Origin of the sequence: Bdellovibrio bacteriovorus str. Tiberius, from assembly GCF_000317895.1 — a bacterium.
Classification (GTDB): domain Bacteria; phylum Bdellovibrionota; class Bdellovibrionia; order Bdellovibrionales; family Bdellovibrionaceae; genus Bdellovibrio; species Bdellovibrio bacteriovorus_F.
In genome coordinates, this window is sequence record NC_019567.1 from 329,630 (window position 1) to 345,549 (window position 15,920).

A 15,920-nucleotide genomic window follows, 5' to 3' on the forward strand; every position below is an offset into this window, starting at 1 on the left:
ATTTAGTGTTTCCAATTCTGGACCTGCTTTCCTGTCGCTCTTGCTGAACTCCGGACGGGAATCCATAATTATATTATGGATTTATTTATCATTACCGGCGGTTCCAAGGGACTGGGGGAGCAGGTGTGTCTGCAAGCTCTTGAAAAAGGGCATCAGGTCATCAACCTTTCGCGTTCTCGTCCAAATATCAAATCTTCAAGATTCAGACATATCACGGCGGATTTCAGCCATGGTCTTAAGGTGATTCAGAAAATTGAATCGGTTCTTCAGAATGTGGACTTTTCTGATTTCAAAAAGATTCATCTGATTAACAATGCAGCGCTGATCAATCCGGTGGGCTCACTGCCGGATTTGAATCCGACCGAGATGAATACTCATCTGGTGACTAATTTGATTTCTCCGCTGTTGCTTTCACAAGCGTGCGCTCGGATAGCTACCGAAGAAAAAGTACCTTTGACGATCTTTAACATCGGATCAGGGGCCTCATTCCGTCCGATTGCTGGTTGGTCGATGTATTGTTCTTCCAAAGCGGGTCTGAAAATGTTTACCGAAAACACCGCTCTGGATTTACAAACTGCCAAGAACAAGAAAATCAAAATCTATCATTTCAGCCCCGGTGTTCTGGATACCCAGATGCAGCAGACCATTCGTGGATTTAAAAAGAAGGATTTCCCGGATGTGGCGAACTTCAAAAAGATGAAAGCCGATCATCAGCTGCGCGATCCGGCGGATGTGGCCTTTCTGGTTGTTAAATTCTGCTTGGCTGCTCAAGCGGCTAAGAAATTTTCCTGCCTGATCTCGGTTCAGGATTTAGAAGGGTCTTTGAAATGAATCGGATTTTCTTCTGTGCGTCAGTGATCGCAGCATGTTTTCTGGTGGGCTTTCAGGTTTCGCATCCGGGAGGATCATCAGAAGCGGAAAATGCGGATTTAAGCTCTACGGCGTCTCAGTTTCAGGATGTGACCGAGTCTTCAGGTATCCCGAAAGTTCATTCAGGCACAATTGTGTTTGGTGACTATGATGCTGATGGCTGGGTGGATATGCTGGCGGCGGGAAGACTTTTCCGCAACGTCAGTAATGGCAGCAACATCCGTTTTGACGATGTGACTAATACTGCTGGCATTTTGGATTTAAAAGGGGCGCCGCTGTTTGTGGATATCGACAACAATGGTTTGTTGGATATTCTGACCACCAAGGGACAGGCCTTTGTGCAAGTGTCTGCGGGGCGCTTTGCGGAATCTTCCAGGGCTTTAAAGTTTGAAATTCCAGAGCACGCTCATGATTTGGCCATTGTTGACGTTAATAAAGACGGTCTGATGGATGTGCTTGTTGGTTTTGCTGAACCCAAATTCGGTGATCCATTGCTGCCAGCAAAGATGTTTTTGAATATCAAGGGCAAGCAGTTCCTGGATGCAACGCCCACGGTGTTCGCACAGAATCCCAATTACCTGCGAGGTATCGCAGTTGCTGATTATGATAACAACGGACAGACAGATGCTTATTTCTCGAACTACCGTCTGCGACCGAACAACTTTTACACCTTGAATCCGACGATCATGGTGGATAAAGCTCCGCTGCTGAATGTTCAAGGGGCGCACGATCCGAAGAAGTTCTATGACAATAACCGCAAGGCCTACTATGGGCCTCAGTATGGGCATACCATTGCTTCAATCTGGGCGGACCTTGATAATGATGGCAATCTGGATTTGTGGGTTTCCAATCTAGTGCATAAGTTTGTCGGCATAAATCCAAAGAATAACACCTTTGATCAGCGCGGTTACCTGTGTGACGATTCAAAAATATATCGCAACACCGGACATCCGTCCTATCGGTTGGTTGATGTCAGAGCAGAATCTGGCATTCCCTATCGCCCGATCGGGGATTTCTCGAAATATAAAGGGGATGAGTTGTGGGCGCAGACCACGGCTGCGGACTTTGATAACGACGGCCTGCTCGATGTTTACATCAGTCAGGTTTATGATTTGGCCTACTCGTATTCAGTACTTTACAAAAACACTGGCAACTTCAAGTTTCAAGAGGTCAGCGCGGTTCACGGGACTCGTGTCTTTGACAGTTATGCGGCGGCTTGGGCAGATCTGAATAACGACGGCAAGATGGATCTGGTTCAGTCAGGCAGAGCGAAGAACAAGGAAGCTCCGGCCATCCGAGTTTTGCAAAACGTGATGGGGGATGCAAACAACTATCTGCGCGTGCAGATCAAGGGCACTCGTTCGGGGACTCAGGCCGTGGCAGCCCAGGTGCGGGTTTATCATTCGAGTGGCGTGTTCTTGCGTCAGGTTGATGGTGTGGCCGGGACGATGAATCAGCAGAATGATCCGACTTTGCATTTCGGGTTGGGGCAGGTGAAGGATATTTCCAGGGTGGAAGTTCGCTGGCCATCGGGGAAGGTTCAGGTCCTTGATAATGTTTCTGTGGATAGCACTTTGAAGATTGAGGAGCCTCGCTAATGACAACCGAACAACGAGTCGCATTGGTTCAGGGGCAGCTAGAGGCTTACAACGCCCGGGACATTGAAAAGTTCTGTTCGTTCTATCATGCCGACGTGACGGCGTATCGCCTGGGACAGGACGTGCCGTTCATGGTCGGGATGGAGGCTTTTCGTAAAAGTTACGGCGAGAAGTTTAAGAATACCCCGGATCTGCATTGCACTTTGAAAAGTCGGATTGTTTTGAGTGGGAAGGTCTTGGATGAAGAGTCCGTGGTTCCCAGTGGGTCGCATGTTGTGGCGATTTATGATTTTAAGGATGGGTTGATTAAGGATATTTGGTTTGTGTATTGAGCCTAGAGAGATTGGCTGCGCCCATCCTGGGCTTGGTCGCTGCGCGACTGTTGGCTGATGCCAACACCTAAAAAGCGGCTTCGCCGTCGCGCTGAAGCGCGATCGCGTCGTGCGCCTTTGTACGAACTCTGTCGTTCGAATCGGGCCGACGTTCATTGTCTCTAGTTTAAATTTTATGGCTTAGTTTTTTGGAATAAATGGCGGAGAGAGAGAGATTCGAACTCTCGGTAGGCTTGTGACCTACACACGCGTTCCAGGCGTGCGCCTTCAACCACTCGGCCACCTCTCCGCAAACAGGAACGTAAAGAGAAGCCAAAGTATCATAGCGCAACGCGGCAATGCAAGGACTTGTACCAAAAAAAGGGGTCTATTCTCCGAAGTATTCGTACAGATCTTCCTGTCGAACCCGGGCGTAGTGGGCCTTTTGCTTGGCTTTGCGGGCTTGAACCTCCACAAAGTTCCAATAAACCACCTGATAAATCAAAAAGACGAAGATTCCTCCGGCCACGGCCAGGAACAGCGGGCGATTGTCTTCCCATTCGGCCATTCCGGTGAATAGCACCAGCGGATGCATCAGAAACAGAACCGCATGCAGCCACATTTCTTCGGCTGAACAGTATTTGCGGTGAATCCATTCATCCTTGGTCACCAGCACGCAGGAAAGCCCCGCCATGATATAGTAAATCACTTCCGTGGTCGGAGTTCGCTGCACGAAGGCCAGAAACAGCAGGCAGGCGATCACGGACATGGTGTCGATGGGGTGCCCGATGCGTTCCCACCGCGGCAGTCCGCGTTTGCGGTGAAAAACGAATTCATCAAATAAAATTGCAGCCCCTTGAATACCCGATACAACCAAAAAAGCGCTGATCATAGTTTCTCCATCAAACTTCCGCACACAGTAAGTCCGGGACCAAATGCATAACTGATGATCGGTGTGCCCGACGGAACGCTGTCGTCGCGAAGAATCTGCTCCCACAAATGCGGAAGCGTCGCTGACGACATGTTGCCGCGCTGGCGAAGCAGCGAGCGGCTGTGGGCCACTTGTTCTTCCTTCAGCTCAAGATGCTTCACCACCTGATCGATGATCTTGGGACCGCCGGGGTGAACTGCGAACAGACCATTTTTAACTACGTGAGAAAGATCGTACCCGCGTTCCGCCAGCCAGCGAGTGGTAAAGTCGCGGATCTTATCCCCCACCATCATCGGCACATCTTTCGACAGGCTCATTTTCATGCCCCAGTCCGACACCATCCATTCCATTGCCGCTGTGGTGTTGGGAATCAGTTCTTCATACAGCGACAGAACTTTAAACCCCTGCTTTGGCTGCTGACTGGACATCGAGTAGGCGATACAGCCATCCGCGAACAGACTTTGAATCACCATTTGTTCCAGCGTCGGATCTTCCGGATTCAAATGCAGACTGCACAGTTCGGTGTGCACCAGATCCACGGTCAGTTTTTTTCCCAGAATATTTTCATTCGCCAGAAAGCCCGAAGCCATGCGCAGGGCGGGGAAGGCTCCGTAACATCCCATGTGATAGGAATGGGTGACGGTGACTGGTTTAGGCGCCTTCACCGCGGTCATCTGTGCGGCACTGGGCGAGATGTATCCGGTGCAGCTGACGTGAATCAGATCATCAGGAAAGGTGCGCTCTGAATAGATGCGCTCAAAAAGTTCTTTCACAGTTTTATGATAGTATTCGTGGCGCATGTGCATGCTGACGCCGTGAGAACTGGATTTGACCGGATAGATCGGTTTGTCATCCCAGTTGGAACGTTCCACATCCGGAATGAAGAAATACCTTTTTTCGATTTGGGTTTCCGGGCAGCCCACTCGTTGCAGCATCTTCAGGTAGTCCTCTTGCGAGTACCCCTGATTCTTTTGTGCCAGCTTGTGGGCTTCGGAAAGCCACTCAAGGCATTCCTTCTGGTTTTTTTCATATGGCGGCTGAATGGAGTGGAAGTTTTGTAAGTACATGTCTTGAGGCTAAGGACCGCCTCAAGACTTGGATAGATCCAGTGTTACGAAACAGGCGGCTTTGGTTTTGATCTCCATTCTTTATCGACAATCAATCGAGCACCTCGTTTGAACGTGAAGTAAGAGTAAGCCCACTGCCAGATGACGAAGACTCTGTTCTTAAAACCAATCAGATAATAGACGTGAATGAATAACCACAAAATCCACGCAAAGAATCCGCTGAATTTCAGATTGCTGATTTGTGCGATGGCTTTGCGGCGGCCAATTGTGGCCATCTGGCCCTTGTCGAGATACTTGAAATCAAGTCGGGGTTTGCCGTCGATTTCTCGCAGAATCTGATTCGCAGCATGTGTTCCTTGCTGCATAGCCACCGAAGCAAGTCCTGGCAAGGCTTGGCCGTTGTCGGTCAGATAACAAGCCTGATCGCCCAAAATAAACACTTCCGGGTGTTCTTTCAAACTTAAATCTTTTTCGATGATCACTCGTCCCGCACGGTCCAGCGGGACCCCGAGCGTTTTGTTGATACTGGATGGCTGAACACCTGCGGCCCACAAGATGGTGGCGGCTTTAATGACTTCATCACCCAGAACCACAGAATCAGACTTTACATCTGTGACTCGTGTGTTGGTCCAAATCTGCACGCCGAGGTCTTCCAGGTCTGCTGCGGCTTTGCGGGAAAGATCCGGATGGAAGGCGGCAAGAATTCTTGGGCCTGCTTCAATCAGAATCACCCGGGTGCGTGACGGATCAATGTGGCGGAAGTCTTTGGTTAAAGTGTGACGGCTGATCTCGCCAATGGTGCCTGCAAGCTCGACACCCGTTGGGCCCGCGCCCACGATCACGAAAGTCAGTTGCTGCTTCTGTTTTTCAGGATCGGTTTCTTTTTCGGCTCGTTCGAAAGCCATCAGCAGACGACGGCGAATTTCGGTGGCTTGTTCCAGGGTCTTTAAGCCCGGAGCATTTTCTTCCCACTCGGGATGCGCGAAGTAACTGTGCTTGGCTCCACACGCCAGAATCAGATAGTCATAATCAAGAGTGCGATCCGGAACCTGAATCTTTTTGTTTTTCAGATCAACGCTTTCCAGATTGTCCAGAAAGACCGAAACATTTTTGTACTTGGAAAGTATGCCGCGAATGGGACCTGAAATTTCTGCCGGGGAAAGTCCCGCGGTGGCTACCTGATAAAGCAAGGGCTGGAAAAGATGATAATTGCGGCGATCAATAAGAGTGACGGAAACATCTTCTTTGTTTCCAAAAGCACGCGCGGCTTTCAGCCCCGCAAAACCACCACCGACGATGACGACTTTTTTTGGCATTTGAACCTCTGCGCCCAATATAGCACTTTGGTTTTTCAGAATGAATCAGAATCCTAGTGGGAACTCGGTGAAAGAAAAGACACAGTGTTGTTTTTTGGCCCGGTGCCCGGGCCTTTTATCAAGCAGATGTTATTTTTGAAAGTTTGGTGGTGCTTCTTACCAGTAAAATACAAAGAAGCAGCGCAGGGATTCCGATCATTGCGGTCCCCAGGAAGAAGAGCGCGTAAGATTCCATCAAAGCGTGGGTTTCGTTAAGCTTCTGAACCGCAAGCCCCGAGAAGCCTTTCAGAACTTTTCCCAACAAAGCATAGAACGAACTCAGCAGGGCATACTGTGTGGCTGTGTATCCGAGCGTCGTCAGGCTCGACATGTATCCAACCAGCGCGGTCCCGGCAAAGCCCGTGGCAAAGTTATCCACGATCATGGCACCCGTAAACACTTCAGTGCTGGGTCCCATCATCGCCAAAACCGAGAAGCCAAGATTGGACGCCGGACCAATCACGGCACCAATAAGTAATGTTGAGATAAAGCCAAAGCGCACTGCCGTCAGGCCCGCCGCCGCTACGCCGACAACTGACGCGATCAAGCCGACAGACCCGCGCACCGCGCCCACGGTTTCTTTCGTCAAACCAAGATCTGCATAGAACGGATTTGCCATGGGACCCATGACAAAGTCAGAAAGGCGGTACAAGCACACGGCTGCCAGAATCAACAAAGCCCGCTGGCCATGCTGTTTGAAGAAAGCAATGAACGGACCCGCGACCGCATCAAACAAACCGCGCGCAGACCACAAAGACACAGCCCCGGGAACATTTGCCGGTCCGTGCTTTGGTTCAGCGGCAAATAATGTCGCGATTACACCCACGGCCATCAAAGCACCCATGGCAGAATAAGAAACCGACCAGCCAATCGCGCCCGCCAGAATCAGAATCAACGCATCCGTCACCAGCAAAGAAGCACGGTAACCCAGTTGATATGATGAAGACAATAAGGCCATATCTTCGCTGGCGTCAGAAACTTCAATCCTCCACGCATCCACCACAATGTCCTGGGTGGCAGAGGCAAAGGCCGCCACCGCCGCTAGCAGGGTGAACAGCGCCAAGCCGCCTTCGGGTTTGACATAGGACATGCCAAACAAGCAGATCCCCACCAGAATTTGGGAAATGATCATCCAGCCGCGACGGCGTCCCAGCCAGGCACCGAAAATCGGCGCATTCATTTTATCAATCAACGGAGCCCAGACGAATTTCAGCGAATACGCCAGACCCACCCAGGAAAGAAACCCGATGGTCGCCAGCGCGATCCCGCTTTCACGCAGCCAGTATCCCAGGGTGTTTCCGACCAGCATGAAGGGAAGCCCGGAAGAAAAGCCCAGGGCCAGCATGATAGAAACTTTCGGACGGGCAAGGGAGCGGATGGTGTCCATCCAGCTCAGGCGGCGTGATTTTTTTGCGGTAGTCATCTCTGCGTTGTCTTTCCCAGTTGTTTGCGCATCTTCCAAAGAAGGTGGCTGATATATGGCCGGCGAACTTCGCCCGTGGTCACCATCAGCAATTTTGTAATCTTCAAGTTCACCGCATCGGTGTAAAGAAGGATCAGCATTTCATAAATGAAGTTCGTGTTCAATGTCACGTGGTTGTCGGTGCCAACGCCAAGCTGCACACCTTTTTTCTCCCACCACGAAAACGGGTGATCCTTGTAGTCTTCAAACTTGCCGGTCAGCTTGTTGTTTGATGACGGCAGGGACACCAGGGTCACGCCTTTTTGAATCATGCGGTTCAAAACGTCGTGCTGATAATGTTCGACTTCGCGAGCGGTGTGGAACTTGGCTTTTACGAACAGAATGTCTTCTTCCGCGGTGATCTTGGTCCCTTGCAGGATTTTTTCCAGAACGTGGCGGTTGAAGCCCCAATCAAGTTCAGTCAGTTCGCGGTACAGCGGATCCTTTTCAGGAATCGGCTGACCTTGTTGGTTCTTCGCCAGAATATCCTGATAGATGCGGTGGAAGTATTTGTTCGGGTTGATGCCCAGACTGATTCCGTGCTCCAGCGTGTCGATGTGCCAGATGTTCATGGCATTGTCGACGGCCTGGATGCCTTTTTTCAGAGTGTGCCAGGTTTCACCATGGTGCGAACGGATCTTGAAGCCACGGTACTGAAGCTTGCGGAAGCCCGCCTGCATTTCGTTGAAATGCTCTTTGCGGTACAGTTCGCGTTCGTCGCCGACAGTGTCGACATCACGCAGGTGACGCTCCAGGAACGGATACTTGTCGATCATGTCGACCAGTTCGTTGATTTGTTCCATGAAATGTTCCTGGCGCGTTTTGAACTTTTCAGAATCGAAGTGATTGGATTCTTTTCTGAAAGACGGCGACAGGATGAAATCAAAATTCGGATGCTTTTCCTGGAAGGCACGGAAGCCGTCATACAGGCCCAGCACGACATCCTCGGAAGTCACATTGTCGATGCCCGGAATCTGTTCGGAAGAACTGGCGGTGGAGCGGGACAGCGAGAATTTCAAACGCACGCGGCCCACGTTAAATTTATAATACAGCTCTTCCGCCATGGAATAGGCCGCTTCCTTGTGAACTTCGCGATTGATGAAGATCAGTTTTGGCAGATACAGAATTTTCAGATAGCGCGAGAATCCTTCGTTTTCCTGCAGCCGGATCAGGCGGTCGACGTCTTCAACCGAACGGATGGGCAGGGCTTTGTCGCCATAGACCTCTTTGATTTTTTGTTCATAGATGTCTTTGTCCGGGCCTTCCATCAGTTTTTTCAATCTTGGATAGATGAATTCTGCGGTGATTGCGCCGGTCAGGTGAATGTGCTCTTCGTTGTATTTCAGGGGGAAATTTTTGAAGAACTCAAACAACGCCGCGGACATCGGGTGCTTAAGCAGTGACGAGATCGTCACCTGATTGATCTGAAAACGATTCAGCAGATCACGGAACTCGACAACAAGGCCGTAGGCATCCAGATTCTCTGTTTTCATTTTAGAAGACAAAAGCAGATCAATGGTGTCAGAAAGCGAGATCCCGTTGGTTTCGCTGATGATGGTGGTCAGTGCTGAGGTCAGCTGATTGTGAACATCCTTATTCACCGATTCCTCCTGCAAAGAGGTTAACGGGGAATAAGATGCTTGTACATGGTTTTATGGGGACCGATATCCTTGATATCAAACAGCGGTCCGTAGAATGAAAATCCGAGTCTTTCATAGAATGGAAAAGCCTTGATGCGCGCATTGAACCACACCAGGTCGCAGCGGCGGCTTTTTAATTCTTCTACACCAAAGCGCACAAGCTTTTGTCCCAGGCCCTGGCCGCGATAGCTGTCATCCGTGGCCATGCCCCGCAGGCGATAAGGATAGCCGGCAGAAAACGCAGGATGTGATTCCTGGATGAAAGTCGCGACAGAAACAAGTTTTCCGGAAATAAAAAGGCCGAAGTGGAACGTGGTCGGAAGATCGTCTCCCGGATTCACGCATTCTTCGGCGCGCAGATGAGGCTTAAGAACTCTTTGACGGATAGGAAGAGTCTCGGTGGTGGTGATGGTTTTGAATTCGTACTCTGTCGTCATCCGGTATTCAGTCTTAAATAGGGCGTCCAGTCGGGAGGCACGTGATCCTCGCCGATTTCCAGTTGCAGTGTTGGCAACCATGATGGGGCACGGGGTTCACTCAGTAAAGGCATATTGGCAGTGCGGGGTGTTCGGTTTGCTTTTCTTTGATTGCAGTCCCGGCAGGCGGAAACAACGTTGGTCCAGTTTTTCGGACCATTATGGGAGGCGGGAACAACGTGATCAAGAGTAAGGAGCTTGGCGGCGAGTTTGGTGCCGCAGTACTGGCAGGTATAATTATCGCGGATATAAACGTTTTCCCGGCAGAATCGGACGGCTCCGGCGGTCCGGGGTCGTACATACGTCTTCAGCCGCAGAACACTGGGCAGCTGAAACCTTCGTTGTACCGACCGGGCAAACGCAGAGTGATATTCCAATATCTCCACTTTTCCCTGAAACCACAATACCAAGGCTTTTTGCCAACCTACGACCTGCATTGGCTCGTAGCTAGAGTTGAGCAACAAAGACCTCAGCGAGGACATGTGCATCATGCTTTCCCCCCTCAGGCGCGATCCTAAATATGATTATATCTAGCTCTGCGTCTCAATTTCAAGTGTCTCGTTAAATATTCAAAAGAACTGGGTCTTTTCGGTTGCCTGAATAGGTCCAAAATGGGATACCGACGTTTTAAGCGCTACAGGAGGCATTTTTATGAAAAGAGTTCTGGCATTTAACTACGTTCTTAAAGGACCTGACGGCACTGTATTGGACGCTTCCGAGCGCAACCAACCGCTTCCTTTCCTGGAAGGCGCGGGTCAAATCATTCCTAAACTTGAAGAAGAAATCAAAGACCTGCAAGAGGGCGATAAAAAAACTGTGAAGCTGGCAGCGAAAGACGCTTACGGCGAAGTTAAAGACAACATGTTCATGGACGTTCCTAAAGCAGAACTTGCGCACCTTCCACAATTGGAAATCGGCGCTCACTTGCGTTTGGAATTGGGTCAAGGCGCACACATCGTACGCGTGACAAAAATCACTGACGAATCAGTTACTTTGGATGGCAATCACCCATTGGCTGGTCAGGATCTTGAATTTGCAATTGAGATGGTTTTGATTCGTGAGGCGACGGCGGAAGAGGTACTACACGGACACCCCCACGGACTCCACGGCAATAGTGGTCACTAAGCGGCCGATGAAAAGGGCCCATCCGACTGCGTTGTCGGGGGACCCTTTTCGCTTCGACGTGCTTGGAGCACGCCTCCGCTTCAAGGGGACCCCTCCGCCTTGCGGCTGAACCCTTTTGATCAGCCTTATTGGTTTGCGGATTTGGTTGATTAAGATTTTTAGTTCGAATTTCTTTATTATTCTTTTGGAGATATTTTCGATGCCTTCGTTTGATATTGTTTCTGAGATTGATGTTCAGGAAGTGGACAATGCTGTAAATCAGGCGCGTAAAGAGATTGAAGCTCGTTACGATTTCAAAGGCAGTAAGGCTGAGCTTCAGTGGGATAAAAAAGAAATGGTCCTGATGGCAGAGGATGAATACAAAGTTGGTGCCATGGCCAGCATCCTGCAAACAAAACTTCACCGTCGTGGGATTGATATCAAGGCGATTAAATTCGAAAAGATCGAAGAGGCCGGTGGCAGAATGCTTCGCCAAAAGGTCACTTTGGTACAGGGAATTGACCGCGAGATCGCTAAGGATATCATTAAATTGATTAAGGATTCCAAGCTGAAGGTTCAGCCGCAGGTTGCTGACGATAAACTGAAAGTGACGTCAAAAAGTATTGATGAACTTCAGGAATGCATCAGTCTGGTGCGTGGTGGGAACTTCCCTCTTCCCTTACAATTTAATAATATGCGCGCTTAAAATTGGGCTTGCACGTTTTTTGGGCTATGCTAGCGTTAATGCAGTTAAGTCCCCGTGTGAGTGTACTCGATTTTATCTTGTTCGAAGGCTTCCTCGGGTAATATGGCCCAACCATAGGAGGTCTTTGTGGCTAAGAAACTTTATGTAGGCAACTTGCCTTACTCTGTAGACGATGAGGCACTTCATCAACACTTCGCACAGTTCGGTGCGGTAGATTCAGCAAAAGTGATCATGGATAGAGAAACTGGTCGCTCTAAAGGCTTCGGCTTTGTAGAGATGACTGATGACTCTGCTGCTGATCAAGCTATCGAAAGAGGCAACGGTATTGAGTTGGGCGGTCGTCCTATCAATATCTCTGAGGCTCGTCCTCAGGCTCCTCGCGAAGGCGGTCCACGTCGTGGCGGCTTCGGTGGTGGTCGCGGCGGTGGCGGCGGCGAAAGACGTGGTGGATTCGGCGGCGGTGGTCGCGGTGGTCCTCGCTAAGCAGCCCATACTTTGACGAAGCTGGACTTGTCATAGTCTTAAAAACTAAGGTCTCATAGGAACCCTATGAGACCTTTTTTATTTCTCCTCATTCTTCTTTGCAGCTCTTTTTCCTTCGCACAAAAAAAACTGATCGTCCTGGGTGATTCGCTCACCGAAGGATATGGTGTTGCCAAAGAGGCGGCGTTTCCGGCCGTCCTTGAAAAGAAACTTCACGCGTCTGGCAAAAAAGAATGGACCATCATCAATGCCGGGGTCAGTGGTTCCACCACGGCGTCAGGTCTTAGCCGTATGAAGTGGGTCTTTAAATCAAAACCAGATGTCGTATTGCTGGCGCTGGGGGCGAACGATGGTTTGCGCGGTCTGAAGGTCGAAGACAGTGAAAAACATCTGGCCCAGTCCATCGAATATGCGCAATCTCAGAAAGTAAAAGTCATCTTGGGTGGTTTGTATATGCCGCCGAATTACGGCAAAGACTATACCGATAAATTCAAAAAAATGTACGAGTCGCTTGCTAAGAAATACAAGCTGACCTTCATTCCGTTCATCCTGGACAAGGTGGCGGGAAATCCAAAATACAATCTGGCCGACGGGATTCATCCCAACGAAGAAGGTCATAAGATAATCGCAGACAATGTGTTTTCAGTTCTAAAGGGGGCGTTGTGAGTTTGATCCTGAAAGATGTTAAAAAAGGTTTCCTGCAAGGGGAGTCCGAGATTCAGGTGCTAAAAGGCCTTAACGTCACTATCGAGCCAGGACAGGTCGTTTCTGTCGTGGGTCAGTCCGGCAGTGGCAAGTCCACGCTGCTTTCAATTCTGGCGGGTCTTGAGCGCGCTGACAGCGGCGAGATTCTGGTTGATAAGATCAACCTGACCCCGATGAGCGAGCAGCAGATGACTTTGTTCCGCGCCCAGAACATCGCGGTCGTCTTTCAGCAGTATCACCTGATCGCGCATTTGACTGCGGTCGAAAACGTGATGCTGGCACTGGAAATTCTGAAAATGGAAAATCCCAAAGCCCGTGCCGAGGAAGCTCTGACCGAGCTGGGCCTGGGGCATCGTTTGAATCACTTCCCAAGTCAGCTAAGCGGCGGGGAGTGTCAGCGTGTCGCGATTGCGCGTGCACTGGTGGTGAAGCCGAAAATTCTGCTGGCGGATGAGCCAAGCGGAAACCTGGATATCCACACGGGCGACAAGGTCATGGATGTGTTCTTTGATGTGGTTCGCAAACACAAAATCACCACGTTACTTGTCACTCACAGTGAAGCTTTGGCGAAAAAATGTGAACGTACTTTGCGCCTTGATGAAGGCCAGCTGAAGGAAGCCTAATGATTTTCAGACTTGCTTGCCGGGAGCTTCTGCGCAGCTGGCGTTTCGGGCTCTTTTTCATATTCAATTTAAGTCTTGGTCTGACGGGCTTTGTGTCCCTGCAGGCCTTCAACGTGGCGCTGGAAACTGAAATCCAGGCCAATGCTAAATCCATTCTTTCTGCCGATCTTGCCGTGGCCGCGCGCCGCGAACTGACTGAAGATGAAGCCAGGAAAATGCGTGAAGTGGTTCCAGCCGGTGCTACCGAAGGCAAAATCTATGAATTCTTTGCGATGCTTAGTTCGTCCAAGGGTTCAAGATTGGTTTTGGTCAAAGCCGTCGATCAGGCTTATCCGTTTTACGGGGAGCTGGATCTTGAATCCGGCCGCCAGATCACCGCGGGCAGTGACAACAAAGATATTCTTTCAGCACCCAAAGCGTGGATTTATCCCGAACTGAAATCCCAACTGGGACTTGATGTGGGTGACGAAATTCAGCTGGGTCAGTTGAAACTTAATATTTCTGATGTGGTGAAGAAAGATGCGACTCAGACTTTCCGCATGGCAAGTCTTGCACCCAGAATTTTTGTGAACCGCGAGCTTTTGCCGCAGTCGGGGCTTTTACAGTACGGAAGCACGTTCTCGCTGGCGCACTTGTTTAAGCTGCCAGACACCACGGATCACAAGCTGGTGCGTGATCAGCTTTACAATGTTCTGACTGATCCACAGATCAATGTTGAAACCCCTGAAACAGCGGGTGAAGATTCCGGTCGTCAGCTGGGTTATTTATCAGACTATCTGGGCCTGGTTGCGATCGTGGCCCTGTTTATGTCGGCGCTGGGGGCGGCCTACATCTATCGTCTGTTCCTATCCACGCGTATGAAAGAAATCGCCATCTTGCGCACCCTGGGTTTGCAAAGTGGCCAGGCGGTCAGCGTTTACATCCTGCAGGCCTCGATGCTGGGATTGTTGGCCACCATTCCGACAATGCTGTTTAGTTTGTTGGTTTTGCCTTTGCTAAGTAAGCTGCTTGCGAACTTCACTCCGTTTGATCTAAGCCCGACGGTGACACCGGAAGCGTTTTTCATCTGCCTGTTGATGGCGGTGTTTGGCAGCTTCGTGGTCAGTATCCCGTTCCTGATGAAGATCTTTGATCTGCGTGCGGCGAAACTGTTCAGTGAAGAAAAGTTTGCCGTGGGCGAGGGCCAGCGTCGTTATTGGACGTTCCTGCCTTGTGTGGCTTTGTTCTATTTCCTTTCTGTGTATCAGGCGCATTCCTGGAAAATCGGCAGCTTGTTTGTCGGTTCGATGGTGGCCGTGGTGTTAGCGCTGCTTTTGATCGGTTATGGCACCGTAAAAATGGCCGGCTGGATTCGCGGCTTGAACCGCTGGTTCCTGAAGTTCAGTTTTTTAAGTCTTTCCCGCCGTGCGGGGGCGAGTCTTGCGATCTTTGTGGCGCTGGGTTTAGGTGCTTTGCTGATCAATATTCTGCCGCAGCTGAAGAACTCGTTGCAGGCGGAGTTCCAGCTGGATGCCAACAGCAAGATCCCGTCACTGTTTATGTTCGATATTCAGGATGAACAATGGACGGGTCTTGAAAAGATTCTGGCGGATCGTGAAGTGAAGCCTTTGGGCAGATCTCCGCTGGTGCGCGCGCGTATTCTGAAAGTGAACGATCAGGATTATGAAAGAAAGCTCGACACCCAGGGATTTAAAACCCGTGAAGAAGAGCGTGAAGCCCGCTTCCGCAACCGCGGGATGAATCTGTCCTTCCGTGAAGGTCTTTCTGATTCCGAAATCATGATTGATGGCCGGCCGTTCTCGGGTCCTTTTGATCCGGAAAAACAAAAGCGCGCCGAGTTGTCGGTGGAAACCCGCTTTGCCGACCGCATGGGCTTTAAGATTGGTGATGTCCTGGTCTTTGACGTTCAGGGCGTGGAAGTGGAAGGCGAAATCATCAACCTGCGCAAGGTGAAGTGGACAAGCTTCCAGCCGAATTTCTTTATTATGGTGCAAAACGGTGTTTTGAACGAAGCCCCGAAAAGCTGGATTGCAGCGATTCCGTTCCTGCCAGAACAGCAAAGATCTGAACTGCAAAATGCCATTGCCAAGGAATTTTCCAACGTGTCGGTTATTGATGTTGTGCGCACGGTGGATGATGTCTTAAAGACCGCCGAAAAAATGAGCTGGTCCCTGGAGCTGATGGCGGGCCTGGCGCTTTTGACCGGATATATCGTGCTGTTTTCGATCGTGCGCAGTCAGATCAAGCTGCGCCGTTGGGAGCTGAACATGCTAAAAATTCTCGGCGCCAGCTGGGGAGAGGTCGCAAGCTTCATTCTGACCGAATTTGCCTTCCTCGCATTTATCGCCTCGTTCTTTGGGGCGGCGCTGAGTGTGGTGGTGAGTTTTGCTCTGAATACATTCATCTTTGAAAGTGACTTTAAATTCTCGCTGGTGCAGCCGCTGCTGTCGGTGCTGATTATCACGACGTTAAGTCTGGTGATCTCGTTCCTGGCCAGTCTGGATATCGTGCGTGAAAGCGCCCTGAGCATCCTGCGGGAAGAAAAATAGACGGGAAACCTTTCAATCCCGTCTGCTTTGATGTACAAAA

The 15,920-nt window shown here is 50.3% G+C and carries 16 protein-coding genes and 1 tRNA gene; 9 read left to right on the forward strand and 8 right to left on the reverse strand.

The genetic code is table 11. The annotated features are described in order from the left end of the window. Window positions 1-75: 75 nt before the first annotated feature. The 3 genes from BDT_RS01635 to BDT_RS01645 are packed head-to-tail and all read left to right on the forward strand — an operon-like array spanning window position 76 to window position 2,800. A complete protein-coding gene (locus BDT_RS01635; RefSeq protein WP_015089516.1) occupies window positions 76-831 on the forward strand; it encodes an SDR family NAD(P)-dependent oxidoreductase in 756 nt (251 codons plus the stop codon). Further along, a complete protein-coding gene (locus tag BDT_RS01640; protein ID WP_041576830.1) occupies window positions 828-2,468 on the forward strand; it encodes a CRTAC1 family protein in 1,641 nt (546 codons plus the stop codon). Before BDT_RS01635 ends, BDT_RS01640 begins: the two co-directional genes overlap by 4 nt. Beyond that, window positions 2,468-2,800, forward strand: coding sequence for a nuclear transport factor 2 family protein (locus tag BDT_RS01645; RefSeq protein WP_015089518.1), 333 nt, complete (start codon window positions 2,468-2,470; stop codon window positions 2,798-2,800). The genes BDT_RS01640 and BDT_RS01645 overlap by 1 nt, the downstream gene beginning before the upstream one ends. Before the next feature lie 198 nt (window positions 2,801-2,998). Here BDT_RS01645 and BDT_RS01650 read toward each other — a convergent pair. From BDT_RS01650 to BDT_RS19030, 8 genes are all read right to left on the reverse strand, one after another. Next, window positions 2,999-3,089: transfer RNA gene (locus BDT_RS01650), tRNA-Ser, on the reverse strand. A gap of 78 nt (window positions 3,090-3,167) precedes the next feature. Beyond that, a complete protein-coding gene (locus BDT_RS01655) occupies window positions 3,168-3,671 on the reverse strand; it encodes a hypothetical protein (protein ID WP_015089519.1) in 504 nt (167 codons plus the stop codon). Continuing rightward, on the reverse strand, window positions 3,668-4,777 hold the full coding sequence (locus tag BDT_RS01660) for a 3-oxoacyl-[acyl-carrier-protein] synthase III C-terminal domain-containing protein (RefSeq protein ID WP_015089520.1): 1,110 nt from the start codon (window positions 4,775-4,777) through the stop codon (window positions 3,668-3,670). Before BDT_RS01660 ends, BDT_RS01655 begins: the two co-directional genes overlap by 4 nt. A gap of 44 nt (window positions 4,778-4,821) precedes the next feature. Then, on the reverse strand, window positions 4,822-6,093 hold the full coding sequence (locus BDT_RS01665) for an NAD(P)/FAD-dependent oxidoreductase (protein WP_015089521.1): 1,272 nt from the start codon (window positions 6,091-6,093) through the stop codon (window positions 4,822-4,824). Window positions 6,094-6,211: 118 nt separating this feature from the next. Further along, window positions 6,212-7,555, reverse strand: a complete 1,344-nt coding sequence (locus BDT_RS01670; protein ID WP_041576832.1) for an AmpG family muropeptide MFS transporter — start codon at window positions 7,553-7,555, stop codon at window positions 6,212-6,214. Then, complete coding sequence (locus BDT_RS01675) at window positions 7,552-9,195, reverse strand: hypothetical protein (protein ID WP_015089523.1); 1,644 nt, start codon at window positions 9,193-9,195, stop codon at window positions 7,552-7,554. Before BDT_RS01675 ends, BDT_RS01670 begins: the two co-directional genes overlap by 4 nt. Before the next feature lie 20 nt (window positions 9,196-9,215). Continuing rightward, complete coding sequence (locus BDT_RS01680; protein ID WP_015089524.1) at window positions 9,216-9,671, reverse strand: GNAT family N-acetyltransferase; 456 nt, start codon at window positions 9,669-9,671, stop codon at window positions 9,216-9,218. After that, window positions 9,668-10,201 carry an HNH endonuclease gene (locus BDT_RS19030; RefSeq protein ID WP_080602315.1) on the reverse strand — a complete coding sequence of 178 codons (534 nt, stop codon included), beginning with the start codon at window positions 10,199-10,201 and terminating at the stop codon, window positions 9,668-9,670. Before BDT_RS19030 ends, BDT_RS01680 begins: the two co-directional genes overlap by 4 nt. A 160-nt stretch (window positions 10,202-10,361) precedes the next feature. Between BDT_RS19030 and BDT_RS01690 the strand changes: the two genes are divergently transcribed. From BDT_RS01690 to BDT_RS01715, 6 genes are all read left to right on the forward strand, one after another. Continuing rightward, window positions 10,362-10,835, forward strand: coding sequence for an FKBP-type peptidyl-prolyl cis-trans isomerase (locus BDT_RS01690; RefSeq protein ID WP_015089525.1), 474 nt, complete (start codon window positions 10,362-10,364; stop codon window positions 10,833-10,835). Between the two features lie 199 nt (window positions 10,836-11,034). Then, a complete protein-coding gene (locus BDT_RS01695) occupies window positions 11,035-11,520 on the forward strand; it encodes a YajQ family cyclic di-GMP-binding protein (protein WP_015089526.1) in 486 nt (161 codons plus the stop codon). A 126-nt stretch (window positions 11,521-11,646) separates the two neighbouring features. Beyond that, window positions 11,647-12,003, forward strand: a complete 357-nt coding sequence (locus tag BDT_RS01700; protein ID WP_041576834.1) for an RNA recognition motif domain-containing protein — start codon at window positions 11,647-11,649, stop codon at window positions 12,001-12,003. Window positions 12,004-12,069: 66 nt separating this feature from the next. Further along, window positions 12,070-12,669, forward strand: coding sequence for an arylesterase (locus BDT_RS01705; RefSeq protein WP_015089528.1), 600 nt, complete (start codon window positions 12,070-12,072; stop codon window positions 12,667-12,669). After that, window positions 12,666-13,331: an ABC transporter ATP-binding protein gene (locus BDT_RS01710; protein WP_015089529.1), complete on the forward strand. Its 666-nt coding sequence runs from the start codon at window positions 12,666-12,668 to the stop codon at window positions 13,329-13,331. Before BDT_RS01705 ends, BDT_RS01710 begins: the two co-directional genes overlap by 4 nt. Further along, a complete protein-coding gene (locus tag BDT_RS01715; RefSeq protein WP_015089530.1) occupies window positions 13,331-15,880 on the forward strand; it encodes an ABC transporter permease in 2,550 nt (849 codons plus the stop codon). Before BDT_RS01710 ends, BDT_RS01715 begins: the two co-directional genes overlap by 1 nt. The last annotated feature ends 40 nt before the right edge of the window (window positions 15,881-15,920 follow it).